Here is a 22,479-nt window from a genome sequence, read left to right as displayed (position 1 = left end):
AGGGGGAGGATGTACGCATGCAGCCCCGAAACATGTCCATGAGCGGCGTCGTCGACCTCGCCGCGGTGAAGGCGGCCGGAGAGGCCAAGGCCAAGGCGGAGCAGGTCCGGGCCGAGGCCGCCCGGCAGGGTGGCCCCGCCGCGGTGCCCCCCTCCGCCCTGGTGATCGACGTCGACGAGGCCGGCTTCGAGCGCGATGTCATCCAGCGCTCCGCCGAGGTCCCGGTCGTCCTCGACTTCTGGGCCGAGTGGTGCGAGCCGTGCAAGCAGCTCGGCCCCCTCCTGGAGCGCCTGGCCGTCGAGTACAACGGCCGCTTCCTGCTCGCGAAGATCGACGTCGACGCCAACCAGATGCTGATGCAGCAGTTCGGCATCCAGGGAATTCCGGCCGTTTTCGCGGTGGTCGCCGGCCAGGCGCTGCCGCTCTTCCAGGGTGCCGTGCCCGAGGCCCAGATCCGGGAGACCCTCGACCAGCTGATCCAGGTCGGCGAGGAGCGCTTCGGTCTCACGGGCATCGCCGTGGCCGGCGACGCGGACGGTGACGCCGATGGCTCCGCCGCCGCCGAGCGTCCGGCCGGCCCGTACGACGCCCTCCTCGAAGCGGCCATGTCCGCGCTCGACGCGGGTGACCTGGCCGGCGCCGTCCAGGCGTACAAGAACGTGCTCGCCGACGACCCGGCCCACCCGGAGGCCAAGCTGGGCCTGGCGCAGGCCGAGCTCCTCGCCCGGGTGCAGGACCTCGACCCCGCCGTCGTACGCAAGAACGCGGCGGACAACCAGGCCGACGTCGCCGCGCAGATCGCCGCCGCCGACCTCGACCTGGTGGGCGGCCATGTCGAGGACGCCTTCGGGCGCCTCGTGGAGACCGTGCGTCGCACGGCGGGCGAGGACAGGGACGCGGCGCGGCTGCGGCTCCTGGAGCTCTTCGAGGTCATCGGTGTCGACGACCCGCGCGTGACGGCGGCCCGCCAGGCCCTCGCCCGGGTCCTTTTCTAAGACCTCGCCCCGGGGCGTTCCCGACCCGCCGGATCGACCGACGATTTGGCGACACAGCGACAAACAGCGGCCGTGCTTTACCAAAACTTGGTAATCGCGGCCGCTGTTACTTGCAGTAAGTCGAACCGAGGATTCTGCCCGTCTTCATCAGGTTATCTGCCGATATTCGGTATCACCCGACCGCACCCTGCGTGCTCGCTCGGCCCCGCCCCGCCATGCCCCGGTTATCCACCCGTTACTAGCCAGTAACGAACCCCCTTGTGCGACGGCCCGGAATCGACCACGATCGGCGACGCTCGGTCCGAACCGCACACCCCCGGCAACCAACCGGGAACACGGCGAGGGTCCCCACCGGGCGGGCCGGTGCCCCAGGCGCCGGCCGTGGACAGGGGGGTTCCCGATCTCACCGAACGGGGCCTGTCCAACCCGGCCACGCGCACAGCGTGGCTCATGGTTGTCGCTCGGGGGTGATCGCCGGTGATTCGGACGCGCAGCGCGCCGCCTGATGCCTCGGTGCTTCCCTTCCCGAGGACGTAGCTCTTCTCCCATCCCGGGACGGGCCCCCGGCCCTTCCGGAGATGTACGTCCGAGAAGGAGGAATTCTCATGAAGTCCCAGGTTCGTGGCGGTACCAGATGGAAGCGGTTCGCCGTCGTCATGGTCCCGAGCGTGGCCGCGACGGCCGCGATCGGCGTCGGCCTGGCCCAGGGTGCGCTGGCTGCGTCCTTCGCGATCTCCGGCCAGGAGTTCAAGGTCAAGACCGATGAGCTGTACGGCACGCAGTTCGTGCAGTACGGCAGCGTCGCCAAGGGCACGACGCTGGACGGCAAGCCGTTCGGTGCTCCGGTCGCGGTCTCCGGCTTCGACCAGGCCTGGATCACGAACATGTGCCAGTCGGTCGTGACGCCGGACATCCCGTTCATCGGCGACGTCACCCTCCGTCTGGAGGCCGGCACCGAGGCCGCCAAGACCGGCAAGACCGAGGACAAGGTCTACGGCAAGGACCTCTACCTCGACGTCTCCTCGCTCAAGGCCGACGCCTCGTTCAAGAACATCGACATCGGCATCGCGGCCGGCTCCCTCGGCCAGGGCAAGCCCGACGGCTGGCAGGGCATTCAGCCCGGCACCGAGGCCAAGACCGCCGGGTTCGCCCAGCGCGCGGACGAGGCCACGCTCTCCAACGTGAGGCAGAAGGCGTGGGCCACCACGGCCGGCACCTTCAAGCTCCCCGACCTCAACCTGTCCCTGCACCGGGGCACGGACGCGGAGTGCTACCCGGGCTGACCGGCCCACCAGGACCGGATCGCCCCAAGGGCGGGGCCGCTGTACGCGGCCCTGCCCGGCAACCCTCTCTTCTCCACCTTTTTCTCAGCAACACCGCTTCCAGGGAGCTGTTTCCATGAGCGCCGAGACCCCTGCCTCCCGCGAAGTCCCCAAGGAGAACCGGTTCAAGGTCTGGCGGCAGACCCGGCCCTTCTGGGCGGGACTGTTCACCATGATCGGCGGCCTGCCGATCGCCTACCTCCCTTACGGGGACATGCGGCTCGGCAACGTCACCCTCGCCATGAAGACGACCGCCGGATCCGCCGCCCTGATCATCGGCGTCCTGCTCATCACGCTCGGCCTGACGATGTGGTACCAGCCCATCGTGCGGGTCTTCGCGGGTGTCGCGTCGATCGTCCTGGCGCTGGTCTCCATCCCGGTGTCGAACTTCGGCGGCCTGGTCGTCGGGTTCCTGTTCGCCCTCATCGGCGGCGGCATGTCCATCGCCTGGGCACCCGCCCCGCCCATCGAGAAGACACCCGAAGCGGAGCACGACAGTGAGCCGGAGGCCTCCGAGGAGGCCACGTACAGGTACGACTCCGAGACCGAGGCCGTGGTGGCGGCCGGTGTCCCGGAGCAGCGCGACACGTACGAGTCGGCGACCGAAACGACGACGACCGACGCCAATGGCGGGAGGAACAGTGCGGGGTGACGAGACTCAGTCGGCGCTCGCGAAGGAGGGCCCGCGGCACGCGGCCCCGCGCAAGTCGCTGCTGAACAGGATCCAGGGCCCCGCGGGCAAGGCGATGGCGCTGGCCGCCATGCCGACCGCGGTGTTCGTGGGCATGGGCCTCACGCCCAAGATCGCCCTCGCCGACGAGAAGGACATCCCCTTCGCGCCCGGCCCGTGTGTGACCCGCTCGGACGAGCCGACTCCGGAGGAGACGGCGACGGCGACGCCTTCGGCGAAGCCCACGGAGAGCGCGAAGCCGACGGCCACCCCCTCGGCGACCGCGACGGGTTCACCGACCGCGACCCCGAGCGCCACGGCGACGACCGGCCCGACGGCCACGGCCAGTGCTTCCGCGACCGCCACCGCGACCCCGACGCCGACCGCGACGGAGACCGGCCAGGCGGCCACGCAGCAGACGCGGGAGCTGGCGGCGACCGCGAGCCCCACGGCCACACCCACCCCCACGAAGTCGACGAACCCGCTCGACCCGCTGGGCGTGGGCGACGCGATCAAGGACCTCTTCGACGGCCCGGACCCGACGCCGACGGCCACGACGGCCGCGCCGGTCCAGAAGCCCGCGACCGCCGACGAGCCGACGGCGACCGCCTCATCGAAGCCGACGGCGACCGCGACCGCCACCGCCACCGCGAAGGCGACCCCCACCGCCAAGGCGACCGCGACCGCCCCCGCCAAGCCGAAGGCGACCGTCGACGCGGCCGCCGACGCGGCCAAGAAGGCGATCGAGAAGGCGGCCGACAAGGCCGGCGTCACCGTCAAGGAGCTCCCGGAGAGCGCCCAGGGCCTCGACCCCAAGAAGGACGAGTCCATACCCGACGGCGCCAAGCCGCGCTTCCCGTGCCCCGAGCTCGACCCCGAGGCGCTCGCGGCGGCCGAACTGGAGCCGGGCATCCCGCTGCTCCCGGACGACCCGTGGCGGCTGGAGAGCACGCTCCTCACCCTCAAGGGCCTCAAGTACCACGGCATCGTCGAGGTGAAGACCGGCAGCGGCAAGATCAAGAAGGTCCTGAAGTTCACCGCTTCCGGCATCGACATCAAGGACCTCCACCAGCTGACGGTCCACTCCGAGGGCTATACGGGTCACGTCCGCTCCGACAGGGGCTCGACGTCGACCATCACCGACGGCACGGTGACGATGTACACGGAGGAGCTGAAGGGCAACCTCTTCGGCCTCATCCCGATCACCTTCGGCCCGGAGTCCCCGCCCCCGCTGGACGTCCCCTTCGCCTTCTTCACCCAGGTGAAGCTCAAGCAGGCGGGCCAGTTCGGCGGCACCCTCAAGGTCCCGGGCCTCCGCAACACGGTCGAGCCCAGCTGATCTCCGTACTCCTCCGGGAGCCGCACGCGACGGCCTCCTCTCCCGCACGGGAGGGGAGGTCGTCGTCGTTCGGCACCGTCAGCCGAGTGCCTCGGCCGCCGTGCGACGGATGCGCTTGGTGCGGCCCGAGTCGGCCAGGAGCCGCAGCACCGACACGTCGGACACCTCGGCGGCGATCCGCAGCTGGAGCCAGTCGCTCCAACCGTCGACCAGCTCGGGGCCGAGCGCCTGCACCTCCGCCCCGGACCGGAGGTCCTCCAGGGTCCCCAGCTCACACGCTCGGCGCTCGCTGAACGCGCGCACCGACGGGGCGAGCGACCGGACCCAGGTCTCCCGGTCGGCACGGGGCACCCGCGCCAGGGCCTCGCCGACGACGCCCGAGGCGAGAACGGCGTCCGCCTCCGCCATGACAGCGGCCGGCAGGCCGGGCCGAGCCGCATCGGACGCGAGGGCGGCCCGGTACAGCTCCCAACGGGCGTGGCCGTCGGCCACGTCGGCGACGGTCCTGCCGGTCAGGGCCTCCAGCCGCCGTACGGCGTCCCGAAGTTCGGGAGACACCTCCGCATGCGCCATCGGCCTTGAACCCTTCCACGACAACCCGGACGTTCGCCCCGATGCTACGGAAACAGCTGTGGGCCGCACCCCTTTTCCCAGGGTGCGGCCCACAGCCGTATGCGAATCAAGCGGGACGTCAGGCGTGCTCGCCGCCGCCGAGGTGGTGGACGCGGACCATGTTCGTCGTGCCGGGGACGCCGGGGGGCGAGCCGGCCGTGATGACCATGGTGTCGCCCTCGTTGTAGCGCTGGAGCTTCAGGAGCTCGGCGTCCACGAGGTCGACCATCGCGTCCGTGGTCTCCACGAACGGGACGAGGAAGGACTCGACGCCCCAGCTCAGGGTGAGCTGGTTGCGGGTGTTCTCGTCCGTCGTGAAGGCGAGGATCGGCTGCTGCACCCGGTAGCGGGAGAGGCGGCGGGCCGTGTCGCCGGACTGGGTGAAGGCGATCAGCGCCTTGCCGCCCAGGAAGTCGGCGATCTCGCAGGCCGCGCGGGCGACGGAGCCGCCCTGGGTGCGCGGCTTCTTGCCCGGGACCAGGGGCTGGAGGCCCTTGGAGAGCAGCTCCTCCTCGGCCGCGGTGACGATCTTCGACATCGTCTTCACGGTCTCGATCGGGTAGGCGCCGACCGAGGACTCGGCCGACAGCATGACCGCGTCCGCGCCGTCCAGGATCGCGTTGGCGACGTCGCTCGCCTCGGCGCGGGTCGGCCGCGAGTTGGTGATCATCGACTCCATCATCTGGGTCGCGACGATGACCGGCTTGGCGTTGCGGCGACACATCTCCACCAGGCGCTTCTGCACCATCGGGACCCGCTCCAGCGGGTACTCGACGGCCAGGTCGCCACGGGCCACCATGACCGCGTCGAAGGCCGCGACGACGGCCTCCATGTTCTCGACGGCCTGCGGCTTCTCGACCTTGGCGATGACGGGGACCCGGCGGCCCTCCTCGTCCATCACCTTGTGGACGTCCTTGACGTCGTCGGCGTCGCGGACGAAGGAGAGGGCGACCATGTCGCAGCCCATGCGGAGCGCGAAGCGGAGGTCGTCGACGTCCTTCTCCGACAGGGCGGGGACGTTGACGGCCGCGCCGGGCAGGTTGATGCCCTTGTGGTCGGAGATGACACCGCCCTCGATGACCACGGTCTTGACCCGGGGACCGTCGACCTCGACGACCCGCAGCTCGACGTTGCCGTCGTTGATCAGGACCTGGTCGCCCTTGGAGACGTCGCCGGGCAGACCCTTGTAGGTGGTGCCGCAGATGGACTTGTCACCGGGGACGTCGTCGGTGGTGATGGTGAACTCGTCACCGCGCACCAGCTCGACCGGGCCCTCGGCGAAGGTCTCCAGACGGATCTTGGGGCCCTGGAGGTCGGCGAGGACGCCGACGGCGTGCCCGGTGTCCGCGGAGACCTGCCGGACGCGGTCGTACCGCTCCTGGTGTTCTGCCTGGGAGCCGTGGCTGAAGTTGAATCGGGCCACGTTCATACCGGCCTCGATGAGAGCCTTCAGCTGCTCATACGAGTCGACGGCGGGGCCCAGCGTGCAGACGATTTTGGAACGGCGCATGAGGCGGATCCTATCGGTTTGTTTCACTGCGGAATATTCCGACTGGCGGAAAGTACAAATGGGCGCGGGCCCGCTCAAGCGTTCACTCGTTCGAGCTCACCGAGCTCTGAACGAGCGCGAAACTCTGCCGCGCGATCTCCAGCTCCTCGTCCGTCGGCACCACGGCGACCGCCACCCGCGCGTAGTCCGGAGAGATGAGCCGCGCCTCGTCGGAACGTACGGCGTTGAGGTCCGCGTCCACGGCGAGACCCAGCTCCTCCAGGCCCGCGATCGCAGCCTCCCGCACCGGGGCCGCGTTCTCGCCGACCCCCGCCGTGAACACCACCGCGTCCACCCGGCCGAGCACCGCGTAGTAGGCGCCGATGTACTTCTTCAGGCGGTGGATGTAGATGTCGAAGGCCAGGGTCGCCGCCTGGTCGCCCTCGTCGACGCGGCGCCGGATCTCCCGCATGTCGTTGTCGCCGCAGAGCCCGACGAGGCCGGACTTCTTGTTGAGGAGGACGTCGATGTCATCGGCCGACATGCCCGCCACCCGCTTGAGGTGGAAGGTGACCGCCGGGTCGATGTCGCCCGAGCGGGTGCCCATGACCAGGCCCTCCAGCGGCGTCAGACCCATCGACGTGTCCACGCACCGGCCGCCCGCCACCGCCGAGGCGGAAGCGCCGTTGCCCAGGTGCAGCACGATCACGTTCACCTCCTCGGGCGCCCTGCCGAGCAGCTTCGCCGTCTCGCGCGAGACGTACGCGTGCGAGGTGCCGTGGAAGCCGTACCGCCGGATCCGGTATTCGTCGGCCGTCGCCACGTCGATCGCGTACCGCGCCGCCGACTCCGGCATCGTCGTGTGGAAGGCCGTGTCGAAGACCGCCACCTGCGGCAGGTCGGGGCGCAGGGACATCGCCGTACGGATGCCGGTGAGGTTCGCCGGGTTGTGCAGCGGGGCGACCGGCACAAGCCGCTCGATCTCCGCCAGCACCTCGTCGTCGACGACCGTCGGGGCGCTGAACCGCAGCCCGCCGTGCACCACCCGGTGGCCGATCGCGGCCAGTTCGGGGGAGTCCAGGCCGAGGCCGTCCGCCGCCAGTTCCTCGGCGACCGCCTTCAGCGCCGCCGCGTGGTCGGGGATCGGACCGTTCTTCTCGCGCTTCTCGCCTCCGCCGCCCTGGAGCGGGGTGTGCACCAGACGGGAGGTCTCCTCGCCGATCCGCTCCACCAGGCCGACCGCGAGCCGGCTGCCGTCCGCCATGTCGAGGAGCTGGTATTTGACCGACGACGAGCCGGAGTTGAGGACGAGGACACGGGTGGGGGTGTGCGTGGGGGTGGCGGTCATGCTTCGAGCTCCTGACCCTGGGAGGGGACCTGGGACTGGATCGCCGTGATGGCGACCGTGTTGACGATGTCGCTGACGAGCGCGCCGCGCGAGAGGTCGTTCACCGGCTTGCGCAGGCCCTGGAGCACCGGGCCGACGGCCACGGCGCCGGCCGAACGCTGCACGGCCTTGTAGGTGTTGTTGCCGGTGTTGAGGTCGGGGAAGATCAGCACGGTCGCCTGCCCGGCCACCTCCGACTCCGGCAGCTTGGTGGCGGCGACGGAGGGCTCCACCGCCGCGTCGTACTGGATCGGGCCCTCGATCCGCAGCTCCGGGTGGGCCTCGCGGACCAGCTTCGTCGCCTCGCGCACCTTGTCGACGTCCGCGCCGGAGCCCGAGGTGCCGGTGGAGTACGAGAGCATCGCGATCCGCGGGTCCACGCCGAAGCGGGCCGCGGTGGCAGCCGACTGGGCGGCGATGTCCGCGAGCTGCTCGGCGTTCGGGTCGGGGTTCACCGCGCAGTCGCCGTAGACGAGCACCTTGTCGGCGAGGCACATGAAGAAGACCGAGGAGACGATCGACGCCTCGGGCTTCGTCTTGATGATCTCGAAGGCCGGGCGGATCGTCGCCGCCGTGGAGTGCACGGAGCCGGAGACCATGCCGTCGGCCAGACCCTCCTGCACCATCAGCGTGCCGAAGTAGTTCACGTCCGAGACGACGTCGTACGCGAGCTCGACCGTGACGCCCTTGTGGGCGCGGAGCGCCGCGTACTTCTCGGCGAACGAGTCGCGCAGCTCCGAGGTCTGCGGGTCGATCAGCTGCGTGTCACCCAGGTTCACGCTCAGGTCGGCGGCCTTCTTGCGGATCGTCTCGACGTCGCCGAGCAGCGTCAGGTCGCAGACGTCACGGCGTATCAGGACGTCGGCGGCGCGCAGCACACGCTCCTCGGTGCCTTCGGGAAGCACGACCCGGCGCCGGTCGGCGCGCGCCTGTTCGAGCAGTTCGTGCTCGAACATCATCGGGGTGACGCGGCCGCTCCGGGCGACCGAGATCCGCTTGAGCAGGTCGGCGGTGTCCACGTGCCGCTCGAAGAGGCCGAGGGCGGTCTCCGCCTTGCGCGGGGTGGCGGCGTTCAGCTTGCCTTCCAGGGAGAAGAGTTCGGCCGCGGTGGGGAAGCTGTTGTCGGCCACGGAGATGACCGGGGTGCCGGGCGCGAGCCGGGCCGCCAGGGTCAGGATCTCCTCGCCGGGCCGCTCGTCGAGGGTGAGCAGCACGCCGGCGATGGGTGGGGTGCCGGCCGAGTGCGCGGCGAGCACGCCGACGACCACGTCGGCCCGGTCCCCGGGGGTGACGACGAGACAGCCCGGGGTCAGCGCGTTGAGGACGTTCGGCAGCATCGCGCCGCCGAAGACGAAGTCCAGGGCGTCCCGCGCGAGGCCCTGGTCGTCGCCGAGGACCACGGAGGCGCCGAGCGCGTGGGTGATCTGGGAGACGGTGGGCGCGGCGAGCGCCGGCTCGTCCGGCAGGACGTAACAGGGCACGGGCAGCCGGGCGGAGAGCCGCTCGGCGATGGCCTCCCGGTCCTCGCCCGCGACCCGGTTGACGACCATCGCCAGCACGTCGCAGCCGAGTCCGTCGTAGGCCCGGAAGGCGTTGCGGGCCTCGGCCCGTACGGACTCCGAGGGCTGGCCCTTGCCGCCGACCACCGGGATGACGGAGGCGCCGAACTCGTTGGCGAGGCGGGCGTTGAGCGCGAGCTCGTCGGGGAGCTGCGTGGCCGCGAAGTCGGTGCCGAGGACGAGGACGACCTCGTAGTCGCGGGCGACGGCGTGGAAGCGGTCGACGAGCTGCGAGACCAGTTCGTCGGTGCCCCGCTCGGCCTGGAGGTCCGAGGCCTCGTGGTAGTCCATGCCGTAGACCGTCGAGGGGTCCTGCGAGAGCCGGTAGCGGGCCCGCAGCAGGTCGAAGAGCCGGTCGGGGCCGTCGTGCACCAGCGGGCGGAACACCCCCACCCGGTCCACCTGACGCGTGAGGAGCTCCATGACTCCCAGCTCGACGACCTGGCGGCCGTCACCGCGGTCGATCCCGGTCACGTACACGCTGCGCGTCACGCCGTGGTCTCCTGTCCAGTCCTGCGGAACGGGGCGCTCCGAGGGGACCGCGGTGGGCGTTGCCCCACGGCACCGGCGCGGCCCGTGCGTCAATCTGCGGTCCTCGGAAAGCCCCGAAAGGGCGGCATTACCCCCTTGACAATACCCCCGCCAGTGGTTACGTCGCCCGCCGGGCGAAGGGCCCGGAACCCCGGGACGAAAGGCCTCCGGGAGGGCTCCGGGAGGGCTCCGCGAGGGACGCGCGGAGCAGCGGCGAGCCTCCCCGTCAGGTCCGCCGTGTGAGAATTGCCGTGGCTCATCTGGACCGCGACCGAGCAGGAGACACAGCACGATGCGCATCGGAGTTCTCACCGCAGGCGGCGACTGCCCCGGCCTGAACGCAGTGATCCGGTCGGTCGTGCACCGGGCGCTGACCGGCCACGACGACGAAGTCATCGGCTTCGAGGACGGGTTCAAGGGCCTGCTCGACGGCCACTACCGACCCCTCGACCTCAACAATGTCAGCGGCATCCTCGCCCGTGGCGGCACGATCCTCGGCTCCGCGCGACTGGAGCGCAACCGGCTGGCCGAGGCCGCCGAGTCGGCCCCCGACCTGGCCAGGCAGTACGGCATCGACGTCCTCATCCCGATCGGCGGCGAGGGCACCCTGACCGCCGCCCGGATGCTCTCCGACGCGGGCATGCCCGTCGTCGGCGTCCCGAAGACCATCGACAACGACATCTCCTCCACGGACCGCACCTTCGGCTTCGACACCGCCGTCGGCGTCGCCACCGAGGCCATGGACCGGCTGAAGACCACCGCCGAGTCCCACCAGCGGGTGATGGTCGTCGAGGTGATGGGCCGCCACGCCGGCTGGATCGCGCTGGAGTCCGGCATGGCCGGCGGCGCGCACGGCATCTGCCTCCCCGAGCGCCCCTTCCAGGTCGACGACCTCGTCAAGATGGTCGAGGAGCGCTTCGCGCGCGGCAAGAAGTTCGCCGTCATCTGCGTCGCCGAGGGCGCCCATCCGGCCGAGGGCTCGATGGAGTACAAGAAGGGCGAGATCGACCAGTTCGGTCACGAGCGCTTCCAGGGCATCGGCAACCAGCTCGCCGTCGAGCTGGAGCGGCGCCTCGGCAAGGAGGCCCGCCCGGTCATCCTCGGTCACGTCCAGCGCGGCGGCACGCCGACCGCGTACGACCGGGTGCTCGCCACCCGCTTCGGCTGGCACGCGGTGGAGGCGGCGCACCGCGGCGACTTCGGCCGGATGACGGCGCTGCGCGGCACGAACGTCGAGATGGTGCCGCTGGCCGAGGCCGTGACGCGGCTCAAGACGGTTCCCGACGACCGCATCCGCGAGGCCGAGTCGGTCTTCTGACCGGTCGCCTTCCGGATCTGCCGGTCTTCCGGACGCCCTTCCGAACGTCCTTCCGGCCGGGACCTCCGTCCCGACCTGTCCCGGATCCGCTCCGGGACCCGGACACACCCGAGTGGCCCCGACCCTCCCCCCGTGGAGGGTCGGGGCCACTCGTCCGTGACCGGCATCACCACCGGAAATGCCGAGTTCCACTCTTGAGCCGGAGCGCGAGATCAACAAGGCTTGAGGCTTGTCCCGGACATGTCCCAACCCTGTCCGGCGGGAGGGGAGACGCGGATGAGGCCGGCGGAACGGGCACCCGACCCGCGGGAGGTACGGAACGCCGCGGAGTTCGTCGCGTGCCTCCAGGCGCTCAAGGACTGGTCCGGCCTGACGTACCGCGAACTCGCGGCCCGGGCCGAGGCGCGCGGCGAGGTCCTGCCCCGCTCCACCGTCGCCAACATGCTGGCCCGCGCCACCGTCCCCCGCGAGGAGCTCCTGGTCACCTTCGTCCGCGCGTGCGGGGTGGAGCCGGGCGGCCTTGAGGAGTGGCAGGCGGTACGGAAGGAGCTCGCGGTACGGGGGGTGTACGAGCCCGTCGCCGCCGATCCCGTGGAGGGAGCCGATCCGGTGGAGGGAGCCGATCCGGTGGACGGAGCCGAACCGGTCGAAGGAGCCGACTCCGCCCCCGCCGCCGGGCCCTCGGTCGTCTGGCCCGCGGGCCCGGCGGAGTCCCCGGACGGCGCCCCCGACGCGCGGCGGCCGGGACCCCGGTCCCGGATACGGCGCGCCCTCGTCGCGACGGTCGCGCTGACCGGCCTCGTGCTCGCCGGCGTCAGTGTCGTCGCCGTCCTGCGGGACGGGCACGGCGCCCACCCGCCCCGTACCCTCACCGCGCCCGCCGCCGGGGACGTACGCATCCGGGTGATCGGCCAGGACCTGTGCCTCGGCGAGCGGCGCGGCTCGCGCTCCGGGCAGATCCACCAGGTGCCGTGCGCCGACGCGAAGGTGCCGCTCTACTCGCTGAAGGAGACGGGCGGCGACCGGTGGAGGATCGTTTCGGACCACCCGGACTACGGCCCCGGCTGCTCCGGCATACCCTCCGGCGGCCGGATACCCGACGCGGCGTACGAGGACTCCGAGTGCGGCGACCCGAGCCGGGTGGAGGAGTTCGCCCTGGAGCCGTACGGCACCCCCGTCGAGGGCTACCGGATCGTCCCGGCCGGCTCCGCCACGTCCGGCAGCTGTGTGACCGTCGTCGGTGACCGCTCGGCGGCCTGGGCACGACTGGCCCAGGCCCCCTGCGCGCCGGACGCGGCGGGCCAGCTCTTCAGCTTCGACCGCAGAAGCCCCTAGAGGTTTCCGGCCGAAGGTGTGGTCGGGCGATGTCGCCCTGTGGCCGTCGTCACAACCCCTAAAACACCCTGATCCCCCCTGGTTCGGTGGCGCGAAATGACCATCGAGGGGCTCACGCGAGTGCCGGCGCGTGCACCTCACAGACCCGTAGCAGGACAATCCGGACGTTCACCTTCCGGACACCTGGCGCCATAGAGGCAGCTCACGTGCGTGGATCGGCAGGATCAACCTCGCTCACGCCCCTTACCGGGCGGTATGGATTGTGGTGATTTCTCCACTCAAGCGAGATTCCCGATGCATCTCCCTGAATGTCGGACCTGTTAACCGGGGGAGTCGCTGTCCGAAATCGATTGTTGACGGAAAGATCGTCAGCGGGATACGTTTTTCGCCGTAATGCCAAAACCCGCAGGTTAAATCGGCGAGGAATTATGGGAATAATTGCCCAGGATCTCAATGAATACCGGTTAAGCGAGTCGGAGGCAGTGAAAGTCGGCGAGTTGTCGGGAGTCGCCGCACGATTGTCGGACTCGATACCCATCGTTCTGTCCGGCCTCCTCCTTGATCTTCCCGACGGGATGCGCAGAACGTTTCTCGACTTCGGTGCGGACGTGGAATCCCATGGATACTTCCTGCTTCGGGGAGTCCCCATCGGGGAGTTGCCGAACACGCCGCAGTCCCATGACCCCCACATCCTCGACGAGCACGCGACCAACGGAACCCTCATGCTCGTCGCGGACCTCCTGGGTTCGCTGACCGGCTATCAGGACGAGAAGTCGGGGGCGCTCTTCCACGACGTGCATCCCGTGCGCGGCGAGGAGGGCCGGATCGAGAACAGCGGGTCGGTCGCCTTCGATTGGCACACGGAGAACGTGCACCACCCGCTCCGCCCGGACTACCTGGGCCTGCTCTGCCTGCGGCAGGACCACGAGCAGGTCGCCGCGACGCGCGTCTCGTCCGTCCGGAACGCGCTGCCCCTGCTGACGGACGGCCAGGTGGAGGAGCTGCGGAAGCCGCAGTTCCACAGCCTGTACCCGACCTCGTTCACACGGGACATCGCGGGGCCCCGCCCCACTGCGGGCCCCCACCCGGTGATCTTCGGCCCGGCGGACCGGCCGTTCATGCGCTTCAACTCGCACAACACCCAGAGCGACCGGCCGGAGGCGCGGGATGCGCTGTCGGCGCTCGCCGCGGCGCTGGAGGAGGTCGGCCGCGACCTGGTGCTCGAGCCGGGCGATCTCGTCGTCCTGGACAACCACGTCGTGGTGCACGGCCGTACCGCCTTCACGCCCCGCTACGACGGGCGCGACCGCTGGCTGCGCCGGTTCTACTCCCTGCGCAGCACCCCCTTGTGGGCCCAGCGCATGATGCGACACCCGCGAGTGCTGCCCGCGATGACGGAGATCCGCGGGGTCGTCTGACCCGGCGGGTACCGGCCGGCAGGCCTGTGGTCCCGGGAACCGGGGCCGTCCCACGTGAATGAGGAAGAGTGGAACTGTACGAGGTGCTCGGCCTGCTCGTCGCCGCGACGGCAGCCGGCTGGGTGGATGCTGTCGTCGGCGGTGGCGGGGTACTGCTCATCCCGGTACTCCTGTTGTCCTTCCCCCAGTATTCGCCTGCGGTGGCGCTGGGCACGAACAAGATCGCGGCGGTCATGGGCACCGCGACCGCCGCGTACATGTACCAGCGGCGCACGAAGCTGGACCGCTCGGTGCTGTTGCCGGCCGCCGGGCTCGCGGTCCCCTTCGGCGCCGTCGGCGCCCTGTCCGCGTCGAGTGTTCCCGCGAGCTATTTCCGGCCCGTCATCATGGGCCTGCTCATCACGGTGGCGCTCTTCGTGGCCTTCAGGCCCGGTTTCGGGGTGCAGCAGCGGAATATCGTCGTCACCCCTCGCCGTCGCCTCGTGGCGATTCTCCTCGCGGGCGTCGGAATCGGTTTCTACGACGGAGTCTTCGGGCCCGGCGTGGGCACCTTCCTCATCATCTCGTTCACCACGCTCCTCGCGACGCAGTTCCTGGAGAGCGCGGCCATGGCGAAGGTCATCAACGCGTCCTCCAATCTGGGCGCCCTCGCGGTCTTCGCCTGGCAGGGAAACGTCCTGTGGGCCCTCGGACTGGGAATGGCCCTGGGAAACATCACCGGCGCGATGATCGGATCGCGCACCGCAATGAAGAGAGGATCCGGATTCGTCCGGATCGTGCTGGTCGTCGTGGTCACCGGAATGGTGATCAAGATGGGATTCGACCAGTTCGCATAAAGAGAAACACCTTCGAAGACGGAAGAGGAATCATGGCAAGGGAATTATCCGGGCTGCTGACGCTGACCGACTTCGAGCACGCCGCCGAATCCGTACTCGACGCCGCTTCCTGGGCGTACGTGGCGGGCGGCGCCGACACCCAGCTCACGGTCCGTGGCAACACCGAGGCCTTCGACCAGGTCTGGCTGCGCCCGCGGGCCCTCGGCGGGACGGGTGTACAGCCCGACACCACGGTGACCGTGTTCGGGCAGCAGCTCGCGCTGCCGGTCCTGCTCGCCCCGACCAGCCCCCAGCGGCTCCTCCACGACGACGCCGAGATCGCCACCGCCCGAGCGGCCGAGTCCGCGGGCACCGTCGCGATCGTCAGCACCGACAGCCACCACGCGTTCCCCGAGATCGCCGGCTCCGTCAAGAACGGCTCCTGGTTCCAGCTCTACGCCTACCGCTCCCGGGACGACATCGCCGCGACGATCGCCCTGGCGGAGGAGGCCGGCGCGACCGCGCTCGTGGTCACGGTCGACGCCAGCTACGCGGCCCGCCGCATCAGCACCAAGCGAGCGGGCTTCCGCACCCCCGCCCACGTCGACTTCGGCAACCTGCGCGCGCTGGGCGTGCTCACCGGTGAGATCCCGGACGGCGCCCGCATCGAGCGGTACCCGCTGACCTGGGACGACCTCGCATGGATCCGGACCCTCACGCGCCTCCCGCTCGTGGTCAAGGGCATCCTGCGGGCCGAGGACGCCGAACGGTGCGTCGGCCTCGGCGTGGACGGCGTCATCGTCTCCAACCACGGCGGCCGTCAGCTCGACGGCGCGATGCCCAGCCTGGTCGCCCTGGAGCAGGTGGCGGCAGCGGTCTCCGGCCGCGCCGTGGTCCTCATGGACGGGGGCATCCGCTCCGGGGTCCACGTCGTCAAGGCCCTCGCGCTCGGCGCGGACGCGGTGTGCATCGGCCGCCCCTACCTGTGGGGTCTCGGCCTCGCCGGCCAGCAGGGCGTCGAAGCGGTTCTCGATCTCCTCAAGAGCGAGATCGAGGACACGCTGCTCCAGGTCGGCTCGGACTCCATCGCCGATCTGGGCGCCGACTTCGCGGTCAACGCCCGCTGAGCATCCACCCCCCCCACGCAAGGAGAACCATCTGTGACCGTCCAGACCGTCCACTTCTCGCGCGGCATCCCTCCGCTCGAAGCGATCCCCTCCGCCGCCATCGCCGAGCTGACCCGGGAGATCCTCAGCTCGGAATCCGACCGGGTCTTCCAGTACGCGCCCATCGGCCATCACATCGGCGATCGTGAACTCCGCGACGAGCTCGGCGCGTTCCACTCCGTCGACCCCGACCGGATCTTCGTCACCAACGGCTCCCTCCAAGCCCTCGACCTGCTCGCGGCCCACCTCCTCAAGGACGCCCCGAACAAGTCGGTGCTGGCCGAAGCGCCGACGTACGACCGCGCGGTGCAGATATTCGAGCGGCACGGAGGCCAGGTGTCCGGGGTGCCGCTGCGGCACGACGGACTCGACCTGGACATCCTGCGGGACCGACTGCGCACGGAGGTGCCCGCGTTCGTCTATGTGATCCCCGACTTCCAGAACCCCAGCGGTGTGACCACGAGCGAGGAGAAGCGGCGCGAACTCGTGGGGCTCTCCGCCGAGTTCGGGTTCACCATCCTGGAGGACATCCCGTACCGGGAACTCCGCTTCGACGGCGACGCCCCCACGCTCCTCAGCGAACTCGCGGAATCCGTCCCCGGCGCCCGCGTGCTGACCATGGGCTCGCTCAGCAAGATGCTGAGCCCCGGACTGCGGGTCGGCTACGTCATCGCCCCGCCCGGCGTCCCGAGGGCCCTGGCGGCGCTCGCCGAGAGCACGTACCTGTCACCGGCCCCCCTGCTCCAGACGGTGGCCGCGCGGGCCTTCGCGAGCGGCCTGGTGCGCCAGAACATCGAGGACGTCCGGAAGCTGCTGCGGCCGCGCCACGACACCGCCGTCGAAGCGGTGCGGAAGGCCCTCGGCGACGTCGCGCTGTGCGTGCCCGAGGGCGGCTACTACCTCAGCGTGCACCTTCCGGTCCGGACCACGGAGGAGAAGTTTCTCGCCGCGGCGGCCGGTGAGGGCCTCGCCCTCACGCGAGGCTCGGCCTTCTACCCCGCCGAGTCGGCGCCCCCCGCCGGCACCGTGTTCCTCCGGCTCCCGTTCATGTCGCTCGGCGCCGAGGAGTTCACCGAGGGCATCGAGCGGCTCGCCGCCGTGGCGCAACGCGCGGAGTAGCGGGGCCGACGAGAGGTGCGAGGGGCGCGGCGAGAAGTACGAGGCGGGGAAAGGGCACGATGACCACGGCCGAGCAGAGCGCCGGGGGCGACACCGAGGAGGAGGCCGGGGCGGCAGGACACCGGGGAATCCTCCGGGACGCCTCGCTCTCCGCCGTCCTCGCGGGGCTCATCACCGTCGTGGTCTCGTGCTCCGGCCCCCTGCTCGTCGTCCTGGCGGCAGCGGCCGCCGGTCACCTCAGCGACGCGCAGACCGCGTCCTGGGTGTGGGCGGCGTGCGTGGGCAGCGGCCTGACCTGCGCCGTGCTGAGCTGGTGGACCCGCATGCCGGTGATCACCGCGTTCTCGACACCGGGCGCCGCGGTCCTCGTCGGCAGCCTCGGGGACTACTCCTACCCCGAGGCCGTCGGCGCCTTCCTGGTCAGCGGCCTCCTCATGGCCCTGGTCGGTGTGACCGGCGTCTTCGGGTGGGCCATGCGGCGCGTACCGCCCGGGATCACGGCGGGCATGCTCGCTGGGATCCTGTTCTCCTTCGGGGCCGGTTTGTTCTCGGCCCTGGACGGCGCCCCTCTCCCGGTCTTCGCGTCCCTCGCCACCTTCCTGGCCGTCAAGCAGAGGTCCCCGAGATACGCGGTGGCCTGGGCGCTTCTCGCGGCCGTGCTCGCCACCGCCGTCGTGCCGGGCATCCACGCCTCGTCCGTCGACATCAGCTGGACCCTGCCCGTGTTCACGGCACCGGAGTTCAGCGGTTCGGCGCTCGTGGGGATCGCCCTCCCGCTGGCCGTGGTCACGATGGCCTCGCAGAACGCGCCCGGCCTCGGCGTGCTGGCCGCCTGCGGGTACCGCCCGAACGACCGGCTGATCGTCACCGCCACCGGACTCGCCTCCACGGCGCTCGCCCCGCTCGGCGGACACGCCGTGAACCTGGCGGCGATCACGGCCGCGATCAGCACGGGCGAAGAGGCCCACCGGGACCCGCGACGCCGCTATGTGGCCGGCCTGGCGTGCGGCTTCTTCTACCTGCTGACCGGTGCCTGCGGAGCCGCCCTCGTGGGCCTCTTCGCCGCGCTGCCCTCCGAACTCGTCGCCGTCATCGCCGGGACGGCGCTCCTCGGCACGTTCTCCACGAGCCTCGCGCAGGCGATGGCCGACGAACAGGGCCGGGACGCGTCGGTGGTCACCTTCCTCACCACGGCGTCCGGCGTCACCCTCGGCGGCATCGGGTCCGCGTGCTGGGGCCTGGTCCTGGGACTGGCGACGCACGCGGCCCTCACCGCCCGCAGGCGGCGCGGAACGCCGGCGGAGAAGCCGGACGCGCTCGACGGAGGGGCGAGTACCGCGAGTACCAGGAGCCCCTAGGCGGGGTCCACCAGCCGGGTCCTCAGCGCCGTGACCACCGCCGGGTCGAGCCCGACGGGGCCGGTGACGTACCCGTACACGGAGCCGTACCGCTCGCGCAGGTCCGCGAGGAACAGCCGGATGATCTCGGCCGGCGCCCGGCCGTACCCGGGCCAGCGGAGCTCGCGGCCCGGGTGCGCGGCCCGCCAGTCGGCGATCAACCGCTCCGTGGCCAGTTCCGTGAGCGCGAAGTCCGCGAGGATCTCCTCGTCGGGGACGTCGACGAGCGCGAGGACGAGGGCCGCGACGATTCCCGTGCGGTCCTTGCCGGAGGCGCAGTGGAAGACCAGCGGGCCGTCGGCCGAGGCGATGACCTCAAGGGCGGTACGGATCTCCTCCGCACCGTCCTCGGCGACCTCGGCGAACCGGTCGGCCAGGTAGCGCCACGGATCGAGGTCCGGGTCGATCTCCGCCTGGTCGTACGGCCGGTGCTCGATGGACAGGTTGTGCCAGGCGGCTTCCTCGGTCTCCGGCAGGCGGCCCTTGGCGTCGATCTCCCACGGGTAGCGCAGGTCGATCACGGTGGCCACGCGCAGCGCGCGGAAGCGGGCGAGGTCGTCGGGTCCGGCTCCCGCGAGCTTGGCCAGGGAGTCGGAGCGGTAGAGGGTCTCCCACCGCACGGTCCCGCCGTCGGCGGTCCGATAGCCGCCCAGGTCACGGAAGTTGTGGAGTCGTTCGAAGGGTATGTGTCGTCTCACGGAGGCCAATCTACGGCCCTGCCGTGCCGGGCCGACGGCCGCCGGCGGTCCGCCGGCGGTCCGCCGCCGTGCCGGGCCGCCCGACGCTACTGGCCCACCGCCGCCCAGAAGTGCCCGGTGATCTCCTCCAGGTACGCGCGCCCCTCGTCGCCCGTCGCCCCCGAGGCTCCCCAGCTGCTGGTCGCCGCCATCCGCCCGTGGTACTCCGTGTGCAGCTGCTGGAGCGCCGACTCCACGGCCCGCTTGGGCAGCGGCACCATCTTCACGGTCGGCTTCACGTACGCCTGCCAGCGGGTGGTGGCGGCGTCCCGCAGCAGCTCGGCGAGGCTGTCGTCGCCGCCGGTCGCCGTGATCAGCGCGCGCGGGCCGAGGCCGAGGACCTCCGCGAGGGTGGCCGTCTGGCGTTCGGTGCCGCGCCAGCGGCCTTCGTCCTCCATCCGCTGGTACGCATGGGCCGTCACACCGACCCGTCGGGCCAGCTCCTCCGCCGGGAGCCCGCGGGCCATCCGGTGCTCGCGCAGGGTCGTGGCGGCGGCGATGAGCTCGGCCGGGGCGCACCAGAGGACGCCCGCGAGGGCGGTGAGCTCCTGTTCGGTCGGGAGGAGGCGGCCGCGTTCCCAGGCGACGACGGTGTCGGGGTCGACGAACAGGCCGTACTGGGCGCGGAGGCCGTACGCGACGTGTCCCGGGGCCATGCCGAGGCCTTCGCGCAGACGGCGCGCGGCCAGGGCATTGAAGGGGGGAGAGGGTTGGTGCACCCGGTCACCGTAGGTGCGGAGGGTGACATCTGGCTACGGTGCGTTCCCCCAACCTGCGACGTCGTAGGAACGTCGGAACCGGTCAGTAACGCCGGGCCCGGCCGTCGAGCCAGCGGTACTGGAGCTCGGGCCGCCCGATCTGACCGTACTGCGGGGCGCGCACGGCCCGGCCCTCGGTCACCAGGTGCTCCAGGTAGCGGCGGGCGGTGATCCGCGAGATCCCGACCGCCGTGCCCGCCTCGGCGGCGGTGACCCCGGCCGGGGTGTCCCTGAGGGTACGGGTGACCGCCTCCAGGGTCGGGGCGCTGAGCCCCTTCGGCAGCGTGGCGGGGTGCGGGGCCCGGAGCGTGGCGAGCGCCCGGTCCACCTCGTCCTGCCCCGAGGCCTCTCCGGCGGACGCCCGGAATTCCGCGTACCGCGCGAGCCGGTCCCGGAGCGTGGCGAAGGCGAACGGCTTCAGGACGTACTGGACGACGCCGAGGGACACGCCCTCGCGGACGACCGCCAGATCGCGGGCGGAGGTCACGGCGATCACGTCGGCGGAGTGCCCGGCGGCGCGGAGCGCGCGCAGCAGGTGGAGGCCGTGGCCGTCGGGCAGGTAGAGGTCGAGCAGGATCAGGTCGACCGGCGTCCGGTCGAGCACCCGCACGGCGGCGGCCCGGGAGTGGGCGACCCCGACGACGGTGAAGCCGTCGACCCGCCCGGCGTAGAGCGCGTGGGCGTCGGCGGCGACGGGGTCGTCCTCGACGACGAGGACGCGGAGGGGCTGCGTACTCACGGGGTCACCTCGGGTCCGATCGGGGCGGTGGCGGTGGCACTGCCGGTGGCGCTCGTGTCGCGGTCCGTCAGGGCGCCGGCGGCGGCCCCGGCCGCCTCCCGCCGCGCGCCGGTGGGCGCAGCCGGCTCGCCTTCCCGGGGCAGCGGCAGCCGTACGGTGAACTCCGCGCCGCCCTCCTCCGCGTCCGCCAGCTCCAGGGTGCCGGCGGCGCGGGAGACCGCCTGGCCCACGAGGGCCAGGCCGAGGCCGCGGCCCGGACCGCGGGTCGACCAGCCGCGGCCGAGGACCGCCTCCCGGTCGGCCGGGCGGACGCCGGGGCCGCTGTCCCCGACCCGCAGCAGCAGCTCGCCGTCGCCCGCCCGGGCGGCGACCGTGACCGTCACGCGCGCCTGCGGCGTCCCGCCCACCGCCTCCACGGCGTTGTCGATGAGGTTGCCCAGGATCGTGACCAGGTCACGGGAGGGCAGGGCCGCCGGCACCAGGCCGTCGTCGATCCGGCTGTCCTCGGTCAGCACCAGCTCCACGCCCCGCTCGTTGGCCTGCGCCGCCTTGCCGAGCAGCAGCGCCGCGAGGACGGGCTCGCCGACCGCGTCGACGACCCGGTCGGTGAGCGCCTGCGCGAGCTCCAGCTCCGCCGTCGCGAACTCCACCGCCTCGGCCACCCGCCCCAGCTCGATGAGCGAGACCACGGTGTGCAGCCGGTTCGCCGCCTCGTGGGCCTGGGAGCGGAGCGCCTGCGTGAACCCCCGCTCGGAGTCCAACTCCCCGGACAGCGCCTGGAGTTCCGTGCGGTCCCGGAGTGTGACGACAGTGCCGCGCCGCTCCCCGCCCACCACCGGTCGGGTGCTGACCACGAGCACCCGGTCGGCCGTGAGGTGCGTCTCGTCCACCCGCGGCTCGGAGGAGAGCAGCGCGCCCGTGAGCGGTGCGGGCAGGCCGAGTTCGGCGGCCGGGCGGCCGACGACCCCTTCGTCCAGGCCGAGCAACTCCCGTGCCCCGTCGTTGATGAGGGCGATCCGCCGCCGTCCGTCGAGCATCACGAGCCCTTCGCGTACGGCGTGCAGCGCGGCCTCGTGGTAGTCGTGCATCCGGCTCAGCTCGGCCGCGTTCATGCCGTGCGTGTGGCGGCGCAGCCGGGCGTTGACGACGTACGTCCCCGCGCCGCCCAGCGCGAGCGCCGCGCCCGCCATGCCGAGGAGCGCGGTCACCTGCTCCCGTACCTGCTCGCTGATCCTCTCGATCGTGATGCCCGCGCTGACGAGGGCGACGACCCGGCCGTCCTCGTCGTACACGGGCGCCACCGTCCGCACGGACGGGCCGAGCACCCCGAGGTGCGTCTCGGAGAAGGTCCGCCCCCGCACCGCCTCCTCGATGTGACCGAGGTACGTCCGGCCGATCTGGTCCGGCTCCGGATGCGTCCAGCGGGTCCCGTCCGGCGCCATGATCACCACGAAGGCGACGTCCGCGTGCCGGCGCAGCGACTCCGTGTACGGCTGGAGCACCGCCGCCGGGTCGGCCGAGCGGGCCGCGGCCACCACGGAGGGGGAGTGGGCGACGGCCGCGGCGGTCGCCGTGGACTGCCGCCGCGCGGTCTCCTCGGCCTGGGCCAGGTCCGTGACGTACGCGAAGACCGCGCAGCCCGCCACGACGACGGCCACGAGCACGACCTGCATCGCGAAGAGCTGACCGGCCAGGCTGCGGGGGCGGGGACGGGGGAAACGCATGCGGGTAAGTGTGCACGGCGGAATTTGCGCCTGGTCATTGCGTTCCCGA

General features: G+C 71.5%; 19 protein-coding genes. 11 read left to right on the top strand and 8 right to left on the bottom strand.

Features of this window, described 5'->3' with window-relative positions; all coding sequences use genetic code 11:
- The first annotated feature begins 17 nt into the window (after positions 1-17).
- From OG357_RS11875 to OG357_RS11860, 4 genes are all read left to right on the top strand, one after another.
- Positions 18-995, top strand: a complete 978-nt coding sequence (locus OG357_RS11875; protein WP_329621122.1) for a tetratricopeptide repeat protein — start codon at positions 18-20, stop codon at positions 993-995.
- Between the two features lie 605 nt (positions 996-1,600).
- The gene (locus OG357_RS11870; RefSeq protein ID WP_329621121.1) at positions 1,601-2,278 is read left to right on the top strand and encodes a DUF6230 family protein; all 678 of its coding nucleotides are present in this window, start codon (positions 1,601-1,603) and stop codon (positions 2,276-2,278) included.
- 115 nt (positions 2,279-2,393) lie between these two features.
- Positions 2,394-2,969: a DUF6114 domain-containing protein gene (locus OG357_RS11865; RefSeq protein WP_329621120.1), complete on the top strand. Its 576-nt coding sequence runs from the start codon at positions 2,394-2,396 to the stop codon at positions 2,967-2,969.
- Positions 2,959-4,326, top strand: a complete 1,368-nt coding sequence (locus OG357_RS11860) for a hypothetical protein (protein ID WP_443066664.1) — start codon at positions 2,959-2,961, stop codon at positions 4,324-4,326. The genes OG357_RS11865 and OG357_RS11860 overlap by 11 nt, the downstream gene beginning before the upstream one ends.
- 78 nt (positions 4,327-4,404) lie before the next feature.
- On the opposite strand, the gene OG357_RS11855 is transcribed toward OG357_RS11860, so the two are convergent.
- From OG357_RS11855 to pta, 4 genes are all read right to left on the bottom strand, one after another.
- The gene (locus OG357_RS11855; protein WP_329621118.1) at positions 4,405-4,884 is read right to left on the bottom strand and encodes a hypothetical protein; all 480 of its coding nucleotides are present in this window, start codon (positions 4,882-4,884) and stop codon (positions 4,405-4,407) included.
- A 133-nt stretch (positions 4,885-5,017) separates the two neighbouring features.
- Positions 5,018-6,448 carry a pyruvate kinase gene (gene pyk, locus OG357_RS11850; RefSeq protein ID WP_125745870.1) on the bottom strand — a complete coding sequence of 477 codons (1,431 nt, stop codon included), beginning with the start codon at positions 6,446-6,448 and terminating at the stop codon, positions 5,018-5,020.
- A gap of 82 nt (positions 6,449-6,530) precedes the next feature.
- A complete protein-coding gene (locus OG357_RS11845; protein ID WP_329621117.1) occupies positions 6,531-7,775 on the bottom strand; it encodes an acetate kinase in 1,245 nt (414 codons plus the stop codon).
- Positions 7,772-9,865 carry a phosphate acetyltransferase gene (pta, locus tag OG357_RS11840; RefSeq protein ID WP_329621116.1) on the bottom strand — a complete coding sequence of 698 codons (2,094 nt, stop codon included), beginning with the start codon at positions 9,863-9,865 and terminating at the stop codon, positions 7,772-7,774. Before pta ends, OG357_RS11845 begins: the two co-directional genes overlap by 4 nt.
- A gap of 331 nt (positions 9,866-10,196) precedes the next feature.
- Here pta and OG357_RS11835 point away from each other — a divergent pair, with 331 nt between their 5' ends.
- The 7 genes from OG357_RS11835 (at position 10,197) to OG357_RS11805 (ending at position 18,433) form a co-directional block, all read left to right on the top strand.
- Positions 10,197-11,222, top strand: a complete 1,026-nt coding sequence (locus OG357_RS11835; RefSeq protein ID WP_329621115.1) for an ATP-dependent 6-phosphofructokinase — start codon at positions 10,197-10,199, stop codon at positions 11,220-11,222.
- Between the two features lie 276 nt (positions 11,223-11,498).
- Positions 11,499-12,557 carry a helix-turn-helix domain-containing protein gene (locus OG357_RS11830; protein WP_329621114.1) on the top strand — a complete coding sequence of 353 codons (1,059 nt, stop codon included), beginning with the start codon at positions 11,499-11,501 and terminating at the stop codon, positions 12,555-12,557.
- A 608-nt stretch (positions 12,558-13,165) separates the two neighbouring features.
- A complete protein-coding gene (locus tag OG357_RS11825) occupies positions 13,166-13,975 on the top strand; it encodes a TauD/TfdA family dioxygenase (RefSeq protein WP_329621113.1) in 810 nt (269 codons plus the stop codon).
- A gap of 68 nt (positions 13,976-14,043) precedes the next feature.
- Positions 14,044-14,811, top strand: a complete 768-nt coding sequence (locus tag OG357_RS11820) for a sulfite exporter TauE/SafE family protein (RefSeq protein WP_317599253.1) — start codon at positions 14,044-14,046, stop codon at positions 14,809-14,811.
- A gap of 32 nt (positions 14,812-14,843) precedes the next feature.
- Positions 14,844-15,917: an alpha-hydroxy acid oxidase gene (locus OG357_RS11815; protein ID WP_329621112.1), complete on the top strand. Its 1,074-nt coding sequence runs from the start codon at positions 14,844-14,846 to the stop codon at positions 15,915-15,917.
- A 33-nt stretch (positions 15,918-15,950) separates the two neighbouring features.
- Complete coding sequence (locus OG357_RS11810; protein ID WP_329621111.1) at positions 15,951-17,075, top strand: aminotransferase-like domain-containing protein; 1,125 nt, start codon at positions 15,951-15,953, stop codon at positions 17,073-17,075.
- Positions 17,076-17,134: 59 nt separating this feature from the next.
- Positions 17,135-18,433: a benzoate/H(+) symporter BenE family transporter gene (locus OG357_RS11805; RefSeq protein WP_329621110.1), complete on the top strand. Its 1,299-nt coding sequence runs from the start codon at positions 17,135-17,137 to the stop codon at positions 18,431-18,433.
- On the opposite strand, the gene OG357_RS11800 is transcribed toward OG357_RS11805, so the two are convergent.
- From OG357_RS11800 to OG357_RS11785, 4 genes are all read right to left on the bottom strand, one after another.
- Positions 18,430-19,170 (bottom strand): tyrosine-protein phosphatase, encoded by a 741-nt coding sequence (locus tag OG357_RS11800; protein WP_329621109.1) that lies wholly within the window; start codon positions 19,168-19,170, stop codon positions 18,430-18,432. The two genes, OG357_RS11805 and OG357_RS11800, sit on opposite strands and share 4 nt — an antisense overlap.
- An 86-nt stretch (positions 19,171-19,256) precedes the next feature.
- A complete protein-coding gene (locus OG357_RS11795) occupies positions 19,257-19,865 on the bottom strand; it encodes a helix-turn-helix domain-containing protein (protein ID WP_443066802.1) in 609 nt (202 codons plus the stop codon).
- Positions 19,866-20,010: 145 nt separating this feature from the next.
- The gene (locus tag OG357_RS11790; protein WP_329621107.1) at positions 20,011-20,706 is read right to left on the bottom strand and encodes a response regulator; all 696 of its coding nucleotides are present in this window, start codon (positions 20,704-20,706) and stop codon (positions 20,011-20,013) included.
- Positions 20,703-22,430, bottom strand: coding sequence for a sensor histidine kinase (locus tag OG357_RS11785; RefSeq protein ID WP_329621106.1), 1,728 nt, complete (start codon positions 22,428-22,430; stop codon positions 20,703-20,705). The genes OG357_RS11790 and OG357_RS11785 overlap by 4 nt, the downstream gene beginning before the upstream one ends.
- Between the last annotated feature and the right edge of the window lie 49 nt (positions 22,431-22,479).

Source organism: Streptomyces sp. NBC_01255, assembly GCF_036226445.1.
In the GTDB taxonomy this organism is placed as follows: Bacteria; Actinomycetota; Actinomycetes; order Streptomycetales; family Streptomycetaceae; genus Streptomyces.
This window is presented reverse-complemented; position numbering and strand designations above follow the sequence as displayed.